Raw genomic sequence first — 18,028 nt, forward strand, 5'->3', positions numbered from 1 at the left:
AAAAATAAGATATAATACTGCGGGAACCTGTATATAATCAAAAAAATATGAAAGTCTTTGTTCATCAAGAGGGAAAAAGGATAGTATAAAATTATTTAAGCAAGCCTGCTTCAGAAAGCAATTAATCTCTTTTAAAGATGGTTCAGCAATTTTCCCTCTGCCCCCCATAAGGCAGATGAGAAAAATATTATTCTCTTTTTTGATTCAGACGGATTATGGGAAATTCAAAAATCAAGTTGTTCTGGCGCACCCCGTAGCAAGCTACGGGGTATTCGACTGAAATAAAACATCCGTAGATATATAAATGATGTACATATTTTTATAGAGATTGAAGTTTTGTACAGGAATATAAAAGGCTATTTTTTATAAAAACGGATGTGATTTGCATTAGAGACACGCAGGAGTTCATTTTTTCGTTCCTTGATGGTTTCCTTGAAGGGGCTTGCATAGTCAATTCTGAGGGGAAAATTGAGTTTATTAACGCTCTTTTTTTTGGTGCAACCGGATGGGACCGGACAGATCTGATGGAAAAGCAGATCAGTGAGCTTCCGGTTCTGGACAGTAATGGAATTGAGGTTAACCTGTTTAATCGGATAAAACATGGCCTGGATGAAAGCTTCAAAGCAAATATCGTAACAAATAGAAACACGATTAAGAAAGCTATTTTCAGCTGCAAAAAGTTGAAGGTTGGGGAACAGTTGAAATACTGTGTTTTTGTGAGGGAGCAGGACCATCCCAAAAGTAACAATGAAACTCTGAAAATATCAGAAATATGCAATTGCCCGGTATTCGAGCAGTTCCCGATAGGCATAGCCCTTGTGGGAATAGGTGGCAAATGGATCAAGGTAAATTCCACACTATGTGGGATTTTAGGATATTCCGAAGCCGAACTTCTGGAACTGAATTTTCAATCCCTTACTCACCCTGATGATCTTGAACTGGACCTGTGTCATTTCAATGAAATTATAAATAAGTCGGCAGGGGCCTATCAGATCGAAAAACGCTACATAAGAAAAGACGGAACCCCTATCTGGACCAGGGTTTCAACCTTCATGATCAGAACTCACGAAAACAGGCCTCTATATAGTGTCTCCCATATTGAAAAAATAGACGAGAAAAAAAAAGCGGTACTTGCCCTGAAAGAATCCCAGGAACAGCTGAAAGCGATATTCGAAAATGCCAGCGAATGCATCGCTATCATAGAACCCAATGGCTGTTTTCTGGATATGAACAAGATGACATACGAGATTCTGGGTTATTCCAGGGACGAAATGTTGAAAATGGAGCCTCATGACATTGTTGCTCCCGAATCTGCCGGTAAGTTAGCCACAGGCCTCGAGGCACTGACGGAGAACCATGCAATCCTTGATCTTACCGTTACTCGCAAGGACGGGACTCCCATTCAAGTTGAACTGAAAATGCAACTTATCGATTACGGGGAAAAGAAAGCCATACTTATGGTTGCCCTGGACATGACCAAGTGCAAGAAGGCTGAAGAAGCTCTTCTAAACCAGGTACAATTTTTGAAAACTCTGCTTGATACTATTCCTGCCCCTGTTTCTTACAAAGACAGGGACGGAAGGTACCAGGGCTGCAATGAGCTCTTTGCCAGCACGATTCTGGGCCTCCCGGCAGAGAAGATTATCGGCCGCACCGTGGATGAGTTTGCTCAGGAAATCCCGAAAAACCTGGCTTCCATTTACAGGGAAAAGGACCTTAAGTTGCTTGAAAATGGAAGGACACAGTATTATGAAGGAGAGGTCCTGTGCGCAAACGGAGAGGTCCGGAATTTTCTCTTCAATAAGGCAGTATATAGGGACATATCAGGTAAATCCACCGGGATTGTTGGAGTGATGCTGGACATAACCAAACGCAAGCAAGCAGAAGAAGCCCTGAGAGAATCTGAAAACAAACTCCGGATTATTTTTGAAAATATCAGTGACGGAATTGCTCTTCATAATATTGAAGGCCGTTTCTTTGAGGTCAATCAGGTAGCATGCGAGCAGAGTGGTTACAGCCGGGATGAAATGCTGCAGATTACCCCGGAAGTCCTGGTAAGATCAAAGAGGATTTATTTTGAGCACCTTGAGGAGATATACCTGAAAGGGAGTGCTATTTTTGAAGTAAATTACATGCGTCAGGACGGGGCTGTCATCCCTCTCGAAATAAACAGCCGAATTATCGAATATGAAGGGAACCCGGCTTTACTTAGCGTTTCTCGAGATATAACCGAGCGCAAGCAGGCTGAAAAAGCCCTCATGGACTATGCGAGGCAGCTTGAGCACTCCAATAAGTTAAAAGAAGAAATGGAACAAATAATCAACAACAGCCCTGTAATTGTCTTTTTATGGAAGTATGAGGAAGGCTGGCCAATAGAGTTTGTATCGGAAAACATTACAAGGTTTGGGTATGAAGTAGAGGATTTAATCTCAACCTCAAAAAAGATTTTCTACACGGACATTGTCTATCCGGAAGACCGTGAAAAAGTGGGGGATGACGTTGCCAGAAATGTGGAAGCTGGCTGTGACGTCTATACCTCTGAATACCGGATATTTACCAAATCCGGAGAAGTCCGCTGGGTGGATGAAAGAACTTTTATCCAGAGGGACGGAAAAGGCGAGATCCATCTTCAGGGTATCATCCTTGATATAACCGAACGCAAGCAGGCTGAAAAAGCCCTCGAGGAGAAGGTCCAATTTTTGAAAATCCTGCTTGATACAATCCCTGCTCCAGTTTTTTACAAAGGCAGGGACGGAAAGTATCAGGGCTGCAATGAACTCTTTTCCAGCAATGTTGCAGGTCTTCCGAAAGAAAGGATCGTCGGGCACACAATAGAAGAAATCCCCGACTCATTTTCAAAAAAGATGGTTTCTTTTCATAAAAAAAGCGATCTTAAGCTGCTGAGATCTGGCGGAACAAAATGTTATGAAAGCAATGTTATATGTAAAAATGGGGAACAGCGAGACTTTTTATTCAGTAAAGCAGCATACAGGGACGTATTGGGGGAGGTTGTGGGAATTATCGGGGTGATGCTGGATATAACAGAGCTTAAGCAAGCCGAAGAAGATCTGCAAATCAAGAACACTGCTATAGAATCCTCCATAAGCGCCATAGCTTTTGCTGACCTTAACGGAAACCTGACTTACGTGAACCCTTCTTTCATGAAATTGTGGGGATATGGGAATAAGAAAGAGTTGCTGAGAAAAAACAGCAAATGCCTCTGGGAAAAAGAGGACAAAACAGCAGAAATTTTCTGGAGGACGTTTTCCGAAGAGAAGTTAGAAGGGGATCTGGTTGCCAGAAAGAAAAATAACTCATTTTTTGATGTCCATCTTTCGGCAAACCTGCTCCGGGATAAAAATGGCCGCAAAATAGGGATAATGGGATCGTTTGTGGATATCACTCAAAGGAAAAAAACAGAAGCAGCTTTAAATGAGGCAAAGCTGAATGCAGAAACCGCAAACCGTTCCAAAAGTGAGTTTTTAGCTACTGTGAGCCACGAACTGAGGACCCCGTTAAATGCCGTAATCGGTTTTTCAGACCTGCTGCTCAGCCAGGTCTTCGGCCCATTAAATGAAAAGCAGCTAAAGCATGTGAATAATATTTCAAAGAGTGGAAAGCACCTCTTAAGGTTAATTAATGATATCCTCGATCTCTCAAAGGTTGAAGCCGGAATGACAGAGCTTAACCTTGAGAACTTATCCCTGCAGGAAGTGGTCGAGGAAATAAAGACAATGCTGATACCACGTTCGGCTCAGAAGAACATCCGTATAATGTGCCAGATCAGCCCGAAAACACCTACCCTGAGAGCCGATAAGACCAGGTTAAAGCAGATATTATATAACCTGGTGGGCAATTCCTTAAAGTTTGCACCCAAAGAGAGCACTATTAATATATCCTCCAGGTTTTCGGAAGACAAGGTACTTATCAGTGTTGCAGACTTTGGACCGGGAATTCCGGAAGCAGCCCATCAAAGTATTTTCCAGCCCTTCGTGCAACTTGAAAAATTCGAGTCAAGAGAGCAGGAAGGAGCAGGTCTTGGCCTTGCGCTTGTTAAACGCTTTGTGGAGATGCACAGCGGAGAAGTTTGGGTTGAATCCGAAGTTGGGAAGGGCAGCATTTTTACTTTTACCATGCCTATAATACACAAAAATGAAAACTGATACTTCAAGGGTAGCATTATTTAAGCCTGATCTCTAATTCCGGTGTACCAAAAATGGAGAACAAAAATCAGAAAAACATTTTTAAGAATATGAGTATCCATAATCCGATTATCCTGAAAATTTACGACTCTCTCCTTGATTCCTGCGGCCCGCAGGGCTGGTGGCCCCTTATCGAGCTTCATGACAAAGGAGGGACAAACCCCACAAAAACCGGCTCGGTTCAGGGATATCATCCGGGGGACTACAGCTATCCGCAGACGGGAAACCAGCAGTTTGAGATCATATGTGGGGCACTGCTTACCCAGAACACAGGCTGGCAGCAGGTTGAAAAGGCTCTCCTTAACCTCAAACGGCTAAACGCCCTTGACCCGGTGAAAATGATTTCCCTTGACCCGGAGACCTTAAAAGAAGCCATTAGACCAGCAGGTTACTACAACCAGAAAGCTGAACGCCTCAAAATCCTTGCCGGATGGTTCTCAAATCTGAAAGACAGAACCCCGACCCGGGAAGAACTCCTCTATTTAAAAGGTGTGGGGCCCGAAACTGCCGATTCAATCCTGCTCTACGCCTTCAAACAGCCTTCTTTTGTGGTCGATGCATATACAAGGAGAATAGTAACGAACCTGGGTCTGGTAGAAGAAAAGGCAAAGTATGATGAAATAAAGGCCCTTTTTGAAGAAAATCTTCCGGAAGACCTTGCTGTGTATCAGGAGTATCATGCCCTACTGGTGGAACATGCCAAGAGATATTATCAGAAGAATAGAAACTCTGTGAAATGTCCGCTTCTGGAACTTGCCGGGAACTAAAAGAGTTTTTGGGGAAAAGAAGTTATTTACGGGCGAAATTTCAGTTGAAATTCCATCTGTATAATTTTCTTTATCCTTAGCAAGTATTTGTTTTAAATTATTTGTTTTGCAGTTAAATACTTCTTACTCAATCCAATTTGTCGTCGTGCAGTGTTTTGTGATTTTCAGTTTATTTCTTCCCTTTATCGGAAAGAAGCAATATTCCTCTTAACGCCTTATTCCGTACTTATAAGAGCTTTATTCCATCCCAATCGGAAAGTTCTGCGTCAAGAACTCCTTCATGAACCATCTTCTCAATCTCGTTTTCTACCTGTCCGTAAGTGAACTGATAGTCGTATGAGATCGCTGAGATTACATCCGGGCTATGGCAGAACCTGTCCGGAAATGCCTTATTGAACATTGCCACGTTCTCGATAATTAAGTTTCTGAGTTGTTCCATTTTTATATCACCTGTTTTTATTTTAATTTATATTTTATTTTTACTTTTGTCTGGTTTCTGTTTTCTCTTCGACATAGTATAGTTGTCGAGTATCTATAAATAGATTATCCCAGTAATATATGTATGGCATATGCACCTATATATTTTTAGTTTATCTATTTGAGTATATTTCTTTTAATATAAATTACTCGCACTGAATATTTACTCAGTTAACTTATATAACTTTTGTGCTCAGTGAAATGGAAAAGCATAGATAAAATACCCGGAGAAAACAATTAATTAGAGTTAAAGTATACTATAATATTATAGTTTATTTCTAAGTAACGAATTTTCTGGTTTGCAAGTATCGGCTTTCGGGCTGAAGGTCATAAGAAGGGAAATCCCGAAAGGAAAAGGAGAAAAATGGACCAATTTCCATCAATGAACCCGAATCCTGTGCTCCGTCTGGATAAAAATGGGACAGTTCTTTACTCAAACAGCGCAGGTGAATCCCTGCTGCAAAAATGGAGTGTGGGAGTTGGAGAAAAACTACCTTCCTGTATAGGAGATTTTGTGCAGAAGGTACTTTCCCTGAATAGCCCGGAAAAAATGGAAGTTAAAGTGGGAAAAAAAGTATACCTGATCACGTTTCACCCTTTGCCTGAAGAATACGTAAACGTTTACGGATTTGATATAAGCGGTCAGAAAGAACTGGAAGAAAAACTCCGTATCAAGGAAAGACAGCATGATGTTCTTTACAAGATAGGGAGGATAGCCCTTGCGTCTGAAAGCCTTCAATCCTTCATGGACGAAAGTGTAAAGCTGGTTGCCAGTACCCTGAAACTCGAATACTGTAAAATCCTGGAACTTTTACCCGATGGAAATTTCCTGCTCAGGGCCGGAGTAGGGTGGAAACCCGGACTTGTGGGAAAAGCTGTCATTGAGGGGAAAATGGAATCCCAGGCAGGATACACCCTTTTTTCAAAAATCCCCGTTATCGTAGAAAACCTCAGGGAGGAAAAGCGTTTCAGTACCCCCGAACTTTTGAAAGAACATGATGTAGTAAGCGGGATGAGTGTCACCATAGGAAACAGGGAAAACCCCTTTGGAGTGCTGGGAGCCCACAGTACTAAAAAAAGGAAGTTCACAGGAGAAGACACCTATTTCCTCAATTCGGTGGCATTTATGATTGCAGAAGTAATCAAACGCAGGAGTGCAGAAGAGGAACTGAAGCAGCACAGGGAACAGCTTGAAGAATTAATTAAAGAAAGGACCTCCGAACTTACAAAGGCAAATGAGCAGCTTTCCCGGGAAATTGCAGGGCGCAAGCAGGTGGAAAAAGCCCTTCAAAATAACGTCAATTTCCTGGAGACAGTTCTTGATGCGATACCTGCGCCCATTTTTTACAGGGACCTGGACTACATTTACCAGGGCTGCAACGAGATGTTTGCCAGCTATATCCTGGGCCTTCCGAAAGAAAAAGTCATAGGACACTCCATGTATGAGTTTACAAAAGAATTCTCGGAAGAAATGACCCGGATCTCCGAATATAATGACAGGATGCTGCTGAAAGAAGGAATAAGTCTGCCTCATGAAGTACAGATAAGATGTGCGGAAGACGGAATAATCAGGGACTTTTTAGTCCATAAAGCTACATACAGTAATGTCGCAGGGGATGTAATCGGGATTGTAGGGGTATTACTTGACATTACCAAACGCAAAAAAGCAGAGCAGGCACTTTTAAAAACCGAACAAATTCGCAAAAAAGAGATCCACCACCGTATAAAGAATAACCTGCAGGTAATCTCCTCCCTGCTAAGCCTCCAGGCTGAACACTTCAGTGATGACAAAGTTAAAGAGGCTTTTCAGGACAGCCAGAACCGGGTCATATCAATGTCCCTGATCCACGAGGAACTCTACAAAACGGGAGACTCCGAAAACCTTGATTTTACAGCCTACCTCCAAAAACTGGCAAAAGAACTTATCCAGTCTTATAAAATCGGGACCGAGGACATCCGTTTAAAGCTGGACCTCGAAAAAGTATCCCTTGGAATGGACACGGCAATCCCCCTCGGGATCATTGTCAGTGAACTTGTTTCCAACTCCTTAAAACACGCTTTCCCCAGGGGAAGAAACGGGGAAATCCAGATCAAATTCCACCAGACAGAAAATGATGATACCTCTCAGTTTACGTTGACCGTTTCGGATGATGGAGTAGGCATGCCGGAAAAGATCGATTTCAGGAATACCCCCTCCCTGGGACTTCAACTTGTAAACGCCCTGGTAGAACAGATAAATGGGAGTATTGAACTAGAAAAAGGGGTGGGAACAGGATTCAGGATAAAATTCAAAGAAAATTCAGGCTGAAGAAACAAAAAGTGATCAGAAAATAGTTTGAGGGTCCCAAAAACCATTAACGTTTGTTTTTTTAAATTCAACTGCCTTTTTTCAAATTTTAGACCTCAGGTCATATACCAGGTGCTCCGGAGTCAATTAGCCGGGATTATTCCAAAATAAGCAAAATGGAATCTCCTGTTTTGTTCCTGTCAGGCGCCGGGTGCGGCTTGAGGCGGTGGGCTTCGAGCAGATGAAAACACAATCTTCAACGGCACTGGAAAAATCGAGAATCAAAATATCGGCTATTTAGCAGTGACGACCAAAAATTCATGGAAAATTTAACAGCTCAGGAATTATGCTGAAAAATGCTTTTACGAGCCATACTGCGAAAATCAGGAATAAAATGTAGACAATAGCTTCTGCCATCTGTCCCATAGATTTAAATTAGGCGCATAGTACATAATATTTTTTATTAGACAGTAAATTCTTATTTTTATAATTGTATATAACTATATCAGAAGAAGCAGAAAACCAGCCTGCAGAATTCAGGTTTAGAAATTGAGGTTTAGCTGGATGGCATTAAACATGGCACCTGTTATTAAATCTGTTGAACTTCCCGGTAAGGTAGTACTCCAATATGTTGAGCAGGGAGATGTCTCGGGCGTCCCAGTGCTGTTTTTGCACGCCATTGCAGACTCCTGGCATGCCTTCGAGCGCTTACTGCCTCATCTGCCCGGATATATACATGCCATAGCTCTGACACAAAGGGGCCATGGAGATGCGAGCCGCCCTGAGGCGGGTTATAGACCGCGTGATTTTGCGGCTGACCTTCTGGTTTTTATGGACATACTTCAGCTTGAAGCAGCCGTAATCATAGGAGGTTCCAGTGGCGGTATTATCGCCCGGCGCTTTGCAATCGACCACCCCGAACGCACTCTCGGGCTTGTGCTCCTTGGCTCTCCCTTCACCCTTAAAGATAAACCGGGCCCTCGGGAACTGTGGAACTCTATAATATCAAAAATGACAGACCCTGTTGACCCGCGAATGGTCCGCGAATTTGCAGAAGATACGCTTGCTCAGCCAGTGCCTCAGGATTTTTTAGAAATGCTGGTGCAGGAGAACCTGAAAGTCCCTGCGCGCGTATGGAAAGCGACATTTAAAGGCCTCATGGAAGATGATTCTTCCGAAGAGCTCAATAAGATCAGGGCACCCACCCTGATTATCTGGGGGGACAGGGATGCATTCCTTCCCCTGAGCGACCAGAAAGCCCTCACAGAAACAATCTCATGCTCACAATTCGTTGTGTATCCAGGTGGCGGGCACGCTTTCTATTGGGAAGAGCCGGTTCGCGTTGCATCGGATATTGTTGCATTTATTGAAGAGATTGCCGATTGATTGAAATGCCACGGGAGGGCATCCCCAGTCCTTTATTTCTGAAAGACCTATTACTCAAAATTTTTTTAAAATCATTTACAGAAAGCTGGTGAAAAGCCTGAAGTTTTTGAAAGCCGAAACCTGGTAATAGCGGGCAATTCGCTGGAATAAGACAAACAGAAAACACGAAGATTGTAGACATGATCAAAACCAAAATGAAGTAAAGCGAGATAAAGCGAGATAAAATGAGATAAAATGGACGGAAACAAAATGAAGTGTTAAAAAGGGCGCTTGTGACCCATAAGGTCTGATTCACAATTTAATGTAGTTCTGTACTTAAGTTCTACTTATTTAAGTCATTACTTAGTCAAGTTATTACTTAGTCAAGTTATTACTTAGTCAAGTTATTACTTAGTCAAGTCACTCTATTTAAGTTACATACCTTCTCTGTACGTCTTTTCATAGATCTGGGACTGACCTTATGGATCAATTGTAATTATTTCATTAAAGGTATAAAAGAACAATAATTGAGCATTTTTTTAGTTAGTAAGTACTAATTTCCGTGTACACACATGATTAAAATGATTGGCTAACCATAGATGGTTAGCCGGGCTTATTAAAAGAGTATTAACACATCCCCAGGGCTTTGAGGAGCTGTTTTAAATCTGCCTTTGAGCTCTCGACGAAGATTCCCCTTGTGCCCGAGATCATAACGGTCCAATCGCCGCCGCTGTACATCCAGTTGTGCTGAGGTATCCAGCTCATCTTGTAGAGCTGTGTGTAGGCACTGGCCAGAGCATCGAACATCATGTTTACGGTTCCGCAAAATTTGGCAGTCGTCTCAGCCATCTCTTTGGGCATCTCGGTTTTGGATTTATACTCCACAAGCTTTCCTTCCGGGCTGAAAATCCCGGCTGCAGCTACACCATCAAACTTCAGAAGCTCATCTAACGATAGGTTGCACTCTTTTTGGTTCATGTATTTCCCCCCAACTAAATTCGGTATATATTTTCAGTATAATCGGTGAACCTTATTAGTGAACCTGCTTCGTTTCTGGAGCCACTGTCCACAGGTCCACAGGCTCTTCTCCTTGTCCATGCACAAAATTAGTTCAGTGAAATAATTGTTCCTTCGTGCCTGATTTTTGCATAAAGGAATAGAAAAAGATTAATGCAATATTATATAAATATATCAAATTAAAAAAAGAAAATTTAAAACTAAAAAATTAAACCTTTTCCATTTACTGAAAATCTACTCTCTTTGAGTTTTTTTCATGAATCGTGGCGGTTTTTGAATCCGATTCTCTCAGATCCCGAGATACTCACCGACCGCAGGCCAGCCTTCCCTTGTATGAACTTGAAAAGAAAAAAACAGATCAAAGAAAGTTTTTTTAACTACCGACATAAACTGAAATCACATGAAAAGATGGCCTTTAAATATAACAGTTCCAGAAAAAACAGCTTCTGAAAAAACAGCTATAGATAAAGTAAATCCGACAAAAATCCTGCAAAAGGGAGAAGCAGGCTCTTTCTGGGAGGACCGGGGAGACAGATTCCACTGTGGAGTTGACCTTTATGCCCCCGAAAATACTGAGGTTCTTTCGATTGAAGAAGGAATTGTTTCGGAAACAGGCCTCATGACTTCCCCCGAGATCCTGCCTTACTGGAACCCCACGTATTACGTGATAATCGAAAACACCTCAGGGATGTTTTGCAAGTATGGGGAACTTGCAGAGTATGCCGTACAAAAAGGAGATAATGTAGGCTCCGGACAGCTGATAGGGTATGTGGGAATGGTCCTCAACTGTGCGAAAATAGATGAATTCTCTCCATCCTATATCCGGAAATTAAAGAATAAAAACTCCAGTATGCTGCATTTTGAACTCTGGAAGGATAAACCCATTACCTCTCATAGAGATTATCTTGGAGGGAACTGGTTTTCTGAAGAAAAGCCAGAAAACCTTGTAGACCCTACGGAATATCTGGCATCAATAAGGAACTGAATGAAAAATCAGGCTGATGGCCACGGTTTTTTGCGGCGGATTATGTCATTTATGTCATTTCCGTTTTTATAGTCCGGGCATGCAAACTTTAAGAAGAAGATAATTCCCCAAGAGAAGGAGAATTAACATTCATATGTATGGACTGATGTGAATTTATTTCAAAAAGTTTTTCAATAATTTTGCCAACTGATACTATGTGTTTTTGATGCTTTTCATCTTGAAAAGCTATCAATACTACAGTTTAAACTAATAGATAAGTATAGGCACATAATAGAAATATATACTTTTTTATATAGATATTGTATAGTAAACTACTGAATGAATACATTATTAAGACGAATTTGAAAAAATACCTATGATTTGAACATTGTAGTGGTTCCTGCTTAATCGGTTGGTATTATTCAGAATATCCTGAGATGAAATCTTTTTTCTCTTCTGCGCCTTACAGGGCTGAAACCGTCTCGTCTGCCCGCAAAAACAAATAACATGCGAATTCCTACTGGTATTAAGAAAAAACGAGATTATAGTGAAATGCCTTCATGGTCCGAAGAATACTTCCCTTGACCCCGGAGACCGCTTTTTAATTCACAGGTAAATATCGGACGTATCCGCCAGCTTTTCTGGCGGCCCTGCAAAAAAAGAAGAAAAAAGAAGAAAGATAATTAGGATTTACGCACTTGAGATACAAAATCAAATGCAACATACGGTGTGATAAAATTAGTTTTTTAGACAGTATGGGGTTTAATGCTAATGATTTCTCGGTTCAACCGCGTAAGTCCTGATAATAAGAGAAGGAAGAAACAAGAGGTTGAAATTTCCATTAAAAATCAATAAAAACAGACGTGAATAATAGTATTTTTCAGGTATATTTTTATCAGGTTCTGACTGCATCTCCCTACTTTTTACTTTAATTTTACTTTATAGCTTTTCTTTCGGGTCTTTTGTCTTATTTTTTTTGTATGAAAGCCGCTCTCCTGTGTCGAACGTGACAAAAACGACTTTAAACAGCTAATTAAGTTGTACTGGCCAGAAATATGTGTAATTCAGTCCTCTTGAGCGCAGCGAAAAGGACGCGTACTGTTGCGATTACATCGCAACTCCCAGGAAATCTCCGATTTCATGTGATCCCGGGGCGCAATTCGGGTGAAAAACAAATTCCCATGCTGGATAACTTTACTACCCCATTTATATAAAAGGACGTCAGATTTTTCCGTATGCGTGAAGGAGAAGAAAAAGAACTCACAGCTTATTGCGGGCTTTACTGCGCCGACTGTATCCACTTTCAGAATAAACACAGTAAACTTGCGGGGCAGCTGAAAGAGACACTTGAGAATATAGACTTTCAAAGCTACGCCAGCGTAAAAAGTCCTTTTGGTTCGGAGTTCCAGCAGTATGATGTGTTTCTTACAGTGCTTGAAGCTCTTATAAGCCACTCCTGCTCTGAAGGCTGTCGAACAGGAGAAGGGTGCAGTGAAGAGCCCTGCCAGATAATTCAGTGTTGTAAGGAAAAAGGCTACGAGGGGTGCTGGGAATGCGGGACTTTTGAAGCATGTGAGAAGTTCGAGTGCTTAAAACCCCGCTGTGAAGCTTCGGTAATGCATAACCTCAAAGAGATAAGGGAAAATGGTTTTGAAGGCTGGAGCAAGCGCCGCAGGCCTATTTATAACTGGCAACAGATGTGACCGAAGAAGCGTCTGAAGAAGAGTTTGAACATAAAATGAGCCGCATAAGACATAATCAAATTTGATTACATGCTGCTGCCATCCGATGAATTAGCCTGGTTTCTGAAAAAAATATTTTTGTGGGATTGATATGGTGATTCCAGATGAGAAAACATCCCAATATGATAAAATATCCCAAAGCGATGTAAAAATCGAAGCATTCAAGAAACTGCCTGTAATCAAAGATAATTACATTGATAAAGGCGACGGAAAAAAAATTGTCACTGACTTTTTTCGATATGCACGGGAGAACAGGTTTCCCTTCGTGCTTATTATAGATCGGGACAAAAATGCGCCTGCGTCAAGGAAAAGCTCAAGTTCTTAAAACCGGGAGCGAACCCGCAAATCTCCTGAGGGAAAAACCAAAACTATAGACCAGAGCTTCATAGACCAAAGATACATCTATCAGCATGCCCGATACCTGTGCAGGGGGGTTATATGCAGGCATTTGTAGGCACAAGCGGTTGGTACTACGAGTGGAATAAGGAAAAAAGCCTGGACTGGTTCGTAAGGAATTCCAAACTGAATACTGTAGAGCTAAATGCAAGTTTTTACAGGATTCCTTCTCCCAATACGATAAAGAACTGGTCAGTAAAAGGAGCCGGGCTGCGGTGGAGCGTAAAGGCTCACATGTCGGTTACCCATAAACATCAATTCAATGAAAGAGCCTTTGAAATATGGAACAATTTCAGGGAACGTTTCGAACCCCTTGATCCTCTGATTGATTTTTACCTCTTCCAGACACCACCAAAGTTCAAGGACATAGGAAAAGTTCTGGACTTTGCAAAAGCCACAGGCCTGGGGAAGAGGTTTGCTTTAGAAATCCGGAACAGAGAAGTGCTGGGAGACGAGGGGCTGTGTGAGGCAATTGTGGAAAAAGTAACTCCCGTATCTGTAGACTCCCCCGACTTCCGGGACCGGATCTTTCCCGGCAAAATTGTTTATTTGCGGATGCATGGGCGAGAAGGCTGGTACTGCTATGCTTATTCAGGAAAGGAAATGAGGGAAACCGCAGGAAAAATCCTTGAAGAAGGCCCGGAAAAAGCCTATGTTTACTTTAATAACGACCACAATATGCTGAAAAATGCAAGAGTGATGCTGGACATCATGAATGAATTGTCAACCTGAGGAGAGCCCTGTGCAGGACTTCAAACATCCCCTCCGACCGGGATCAGAAACTCAGATACGAGCTATCTTCTGCTCCTGTAAAGCCCCCTGCAGCGGAGTGAAATATCTGTAAACGTAAACCAGGCATTAGAAAAAGATTATTATATTAAGAATATATATTCACAATTGACAAGTTAACTTTAGAAGGTCAAAAATAAGGTTTATCTAAATTATAATGTCATATTTTATGAAAATTGATCTCTGGTAAATAGGTGCCGAGTGAATAACTTATTTTATATATATTAACAGAATGTATAATTTCGGGAAAAAAGGGGAAAAAACATGTTCTGGAGCAAGGACGATATTGTAGAAAGGCTTGCCAAAATCCCGCGCACATTGGAAGACATCTCAGTAGAGATCTTCGATGGCGTACCCTCAACAAATGATTTCTTGCACAGGGTTAGCCTATCGCGGGAAAACAGCCCCGATGCACCATACGTATGCAGACATCTGTACAAAAATGTGAACATAGAGCAGGAATTAATGTATCCTTACCTGGATAGTGCTCTTCCCAACGAATTTGCCATCCGTGCGACACAGTACAGGTTCATGCTGCCCTATGAGATAAGGGGCTGCGGCGTCAGGAAAGAATACCGAATCTTCCAGCCAGGAGAGTTAAATACAAAGTTTCCAATGGCATATGAAAGGCTTCTGGGAATCAAATCCAAATTAGGAACCGAGGGAGAAAAGCTTGATTCTGCCGACTGTTACCGCCTGGAAGATGAAAGGTTCTTGCAGTACATTAACACGCCCAAAATCATCATTACCGACCACTACCGCCTGCAGGCCTCGTACGATGCAGCCGGAAACCATGTGTTTGCTGGTGGGATAGGAGTAATTCTCGGCGACCCTTCCATGTACCATTACGTTACAGCCGTCCTTAATTCTTCCATATCAAGAGCCTTCCCGGAAATCTGGAACCGCGAAAAAAAGTGCACCAGCAACACCATTTGCCCTAAAATTCTGAAGAGGTTCCCTATAAAATTCCCAAAGGGCGAGCCCGTTGAAACCCTGATAAGCACAATCTCCCGCTATCTTATTTATCTCAACAGCCAGAAACATACGGCAAGTGTCTGTTCTTTGCCTTACTACCAGAAACTCATAGACTTCTACAAACGGATTATGGATCTCCTGATTCTGGACACCTACTTAACAAACGACCTGGACCCCAGGTTTCTGGAAATTCTTGCAGAAAACATTATCTCTCCCGAAGAAGGATTCGAATACATCACCGATATGAGCCTTCTTATTTCAATGCAGGCCGTAAAGAAAAACATCCTTGATTCCCCGGACTTCCGAAAATGTAAGTTCAACAATGAATTCACCAACATTCTGGCTACCCTGAAAAACAACGTTGTCTGGTAAAAACCAATTAAGATTCAAAAAGAGAAAGGGGAGAAAAATTTCCCCTTTTGTCAAAATATTTTTCAGTCAAACTCCTGTTTTTAAGAGGCTTATTACTGGATATTAAATTTCACTTTGTCCAGCTCATCTCTTTCCTCAGCGTTATACACGTATCCGTCCATAACCACATCAGTCACATCAACAGTGTACGCTCCAGCCCCCTGTTTATTTGAGGTTTTCCATTTAAAAACAGCTTCCCCGTTTTCATCAGTAAGTCCCTGAAGCGAAGCTACTTCTTTACCTTCAGAATCAAGGACGCTCAGGAACACGGTGGCACCTGAAATTTGAGAGCCTGTAGAATCTCCTATTCTGAATCCTATGCCCACAGTATCCTTTGGAGCAAATGTACTACTTTGCCCGGCAGGATTGCCCTTTATGTCAACTTCCAGCGTCACCAGGTCACCGACCACAAGCTCGGAAGCCGGAGGTAATGCCGAAGCAGGCCACGTTGTAGATGCCATAACATATGGCTTTGCCATATCGTTATTCAACCAGGCATCCAGTAATTTATTTCCTTCTTCTGCCAGGAACGGGTTCGACCCGCTGTTGGCCTTATACAGGAAGAGTACATACTCCCAGCTGGTGGGCTGGTAGAGGAGTTGTATCTCTGCTCTTACAGCACCATCTGGAGGGTTCAGGGTTATCTCATCCCAGTAATTGTACACCCCTTCTGATCCGGGGTTTCCATACTGGTCTTCCGGAACCGGAAGTGCATTTCGGAGTTTTGCCTCATCGTAGCTCATTCCGTAGGGTGGGATGCGGTTATCCATCTCCATTGCATTGTTAAGGACAAAATGGAACGTCTTATAGGTGGTTCCCTCAGGTTGTGCAGCAAGCTCTCCGAGAGTATAATCCGGCTCCCCTGTAAAGCGGTCATAGCTCAATGGCAGATCTCCTGGAACATTAAAAGGTTGAGCCATAAGCTGGTTTGCCCATTCCTGTGTCATGGCGGGGTGACTCTCGTATATTTTGGTGTTTTTATCTTTGAGGTTCAGAATTGTATTAACAGTGTCATTCACGCCATCTCCATCCAGATCTATCTCAAGCTGGACAGGACCATATTTTCCGTCTTCCCTCACAATGCCATTGCTCTCATTATACCACTTGACATTTACCCACATCCGGCGCCCTTCGGGATATCCGGTAATGAGTTTGTGACCTGCAGTGTTTATGACTTTCAGGGTATTGCCATTTACCTCCAGGACAGCTGCATTCTCAAGCTGTTTCCCGGCTCGGAGCTGCCCGGCATCTATTGCCTGGTTCTGGGTGCGTGTAAGCCCTCCGCCAAGCCTGAGCTGTCCAATGCCATCCAGATACTGGATAGCATCCGGCACCCAGTAATTGCCACCGGTAAAGTCATGATACGGCAGGTCTGCCCTTAACTGAGTTCTGGGTTTATTGGCACCGTAACCCTCTACTGGAGGCTCGTGGCAGCTCTGGCAGCTGAAGTATCTTACAGTGCCGTCTGCATAGTTTCCTTCGGTACCTGACGCAAAAGCACTGTCATAGGCAGCCTTGACCGCACCTGCCTGAAGGACCTCAGGAAGGCTATCGTAATCCGAAACCGGCGTCTGAGACAGAAGCCCTGCCTTATATTCACTCTGGGTCCTCTCCACAATCCCATACTCATACGGGAAGTTGTTGAAAGCTGCCTTACCCTCGACAGGTGAACCGGGTTCTCCGGAAGCTACCACACCGGTTGGGTCCAGCGCTCCAGAATTATGGGCAAGGTCCCCTACAGCCGGGTTGGATACATCATGACAGGTGCCGCAGAAGTCGACGGAACGGTGGAATCTGGACTGAATAAACCGGTGCTTTGACGTAGCATCGCTATACGGCCCCAGTTTGTCAGGATTGTTCCACATAACATACATTCCGGTTCCATAATATCCTGTAATATTATTAGGATCCGCATCCAGATCTCCGAGATCATTTGCCAAAAACGGGTCATTCTGTACACCAATTAGTATAGGGTCGGAATTATCAGGATTTGTGACCTTATGGCAGAAATCACACTCAACACCATCGGAATCCCATGCTGTCAGTCCTGACCCGTCGGTGGGTGTGGAATGCCCGGCAAGCCATCCTCCGGGGCTGTGGCAGCGTATGCAGAGATCCCCCGCTCCATTGAAGTCCTGTTCTGCAACTGCAAGAGTAGCCCAAAAGATCGGGTCGCGGCCCGCGTTTGCCATCATTGTGCCGCGCCAGTTGAAAGCAGGTTCAACGGTTTCATTATATCCCCCATGGCAATTATCACACTTGTCAGGAGATTCAAGAAATTTCACTTCGTTTAGCTGTGTACCGGGCTGCATGATATCAGTTGGCACAACATCAGCTGCAAGAGCAGCATAGCAGAATAAAAGCAGGATTGCTATCGAACTCACAAGAGGTTTATTTATTGCACATACCCCCAATATTTGTATTATTTACATACTTAATATTCATGAAACTGATTCTATAAGAAAACGTGTGTTTATATAATCAGATTTTATAAATTATTTTTAATCTAAGCTATTAATAAGAACATATTTTTTTTAAAAAACTAAATTGTAAAAAAAGAATGGCATATTAATAAAAATTAATAGATGAATATATAAATAATTAATATTTTTTAAAAAAGCTAATTGGATATATAG

The 18,028-nt window shown here is 42.5% G+C and carries 12 protein-coding genes; 9 read left to right on the forward strand and 3 right to left on the reverse strand.

The genetic code is table 11. The annotated features are described in order from the left end of the window. Positions 1-377 precede the first annotated feature (377 nt). Both EO93_RS16620 and EO93_RS14930 read left to right on the forward strand, forming a co-directional pair. Positions 378-4,163, forward strand: coding sequence for a PAS domain S-box protein (locus EO93_RS16620; RefSeq protein ID WP_052735480.1), 3,786 nt, complete (start codon positions 378-380; stop codon positions 4,161-4,163). 89 nt (positions 4,164-4,252) lie between these two features. Beyond that, positions 4,253-4,969, forward strand: a complete 717-nt coding sequence (locus EO93_RS14930; protein WP_048163377.1) for an endonuclease III domain-containing protein — start codon at positions 4,253-4,255, stop codon at positions 4,967-4,969. A 226-nt stretch (positions 4,970-5,195) separates the two neighbouring features. Here EO93_RS14930 and EO93_RS14935 read toward each other — a convergent pair whose 3' ends face one another. Next, positions 5,196-5,408 (reverse strand): hypothetical protein, encoded by a 213-nt coding sequence (locus tag EO93_RS14935; RefSeq protein WP_048133254.1) that lies wholly within the window; start codon positions 5,406-5,408, stop codon positions 5,196-5,198. 402 nt (positions 5,409-5,810) lie between these two features. On the opposite strand from EO93_RS14935, the gene EO93_RS14940 reads away from it, so the two are divergent. Together EO93_RS14940 and EO93_RS14945 are read left to right on the forward strand one after the other, a co-directional pair. Continuing rightward, positions 5,811-7,754, forward strand: coding sequence for a histidine kinase dimerization/phosphoacceptor domain -containing protein (locus EO93_RS14940; protein ID WP_048163359.1), 1,944 nt, complete (start codon positions 5,811-5,813; stop codon positions 7,752-7,754). Between the two features lie 543 nt (positions 7,755-8,297). Further along, a complete protein-coding gene (locus tag EO93_RS14945; protein ID WP_082107680.1) occupies positions 8,298-9,119 on the forward strand; it encodes an alpha/beta fold hydrolase in 822 nt (273 codons plus the stop codon). Between the two features lie 606 nt (positions 9,120-9,725). Here EO93_RS14945 and EO93_RS14950 read toward each other — a convergent pair. Beyond that, a complete protein-coding gene (locus tag EO93_RS14950) occupies positions 9,726-10,076 on the reverse strand; it encodes a DUF2173 family protein (RefSeq protein ID WP_048139210.1) in 351 nt (116 codons plus the stop codon). Positions 10,077-10,515: 439 nt separating this feature from the next. Between EO93_RS14950 and EO93_RS14955 the strand changes: the two genes are divergently transcribed. The 5 genes from EO93_RS14955 (at position 10,516) to EO93_RS14975 (ending at position 15,353) form a co-directional block, all read left to right on the forward strand. After that, the gene (locus EO93_RS14955; protein ID WP_048163362.1) at positions 10,516-11,100 is read left to right on the forward strand and encodes a M23 family metallopeptidase; all 585 of its coding nucleotides are present in this window, start codon (positions 10,516-10,518) and stop codon (positions 11,098-11,100) included. A gap of 1,214 nt (positions 11,101-12,314) precedes the next feature. Next, a complete protein-coding gene (locus EO93_RS16625) occupies positions 12,315-12,782 on the forward strand; it encodes a DUF3795 domain-containing protein (protein ID WP_052735481.1) in 468 nt (155 codons plus the stop codon). A 130-nt stretch (positions 12,783-12,912) separates the two neighbouring features. Further along, positions 12,913-13,146, forward strand: a complete 234-nt coding sequence (locus EO93_RS14965) for a hypothetical protein (RefSeq protein ID WP_048163363.1) — start codon at positions 12,913-12,915, stop codon at positions 13,144-13,146. 113 nt (positions 13,147-13,259) lie between these two features. After that, entirely contained in the window at positions 13,260-13,949 is a 690-nt protein-coding gene (locus tag EO93_RS14970) for a DUF72 domain-containing protein (protein ID WP_048163364.1), read from the forward strand. Between the two features lie 321 nt (positions 13,950-14,270). After that, positions 14,271-15,353: a hypothetical protein gene (locus tag EO93_RS14975; protein WP_048163366.1), complete on the forward strand. Its 1,083-nt coding sequence runs from the start codon at positions 14,271-14,273 to the stop codon at positions 15,351-15,353. 92 nt (positions 15,354-15,445) lie between these two features. On the opposite strand, the gene EO93_RS14980 is transcribed toward EO93_RS14975, so the two are convergent. After that, positions 15,446-17,776: an Ig-like domain-containing protein gene (locus EO93_RS14980; protein WP_156161349.1), complete on the reverse strand. Its 2,331-nt coding sequence runs from the start codon at positions 17,774-17,776 to the stop codon at positions 15,446-15,448. Positions 17,777-18,028 lie beyond the last annotated feature (252 nt).

The organism is Methanosarcina sp. 1.H.A.2.2 (assembly GCF_000979975.1).
Taxonomy (GTDB): domain Archaea; phylum Halobacteriota; class Methanosarcinia; order Methanosarcinales; family Methanosarcinaceae; genus Methanosarcina.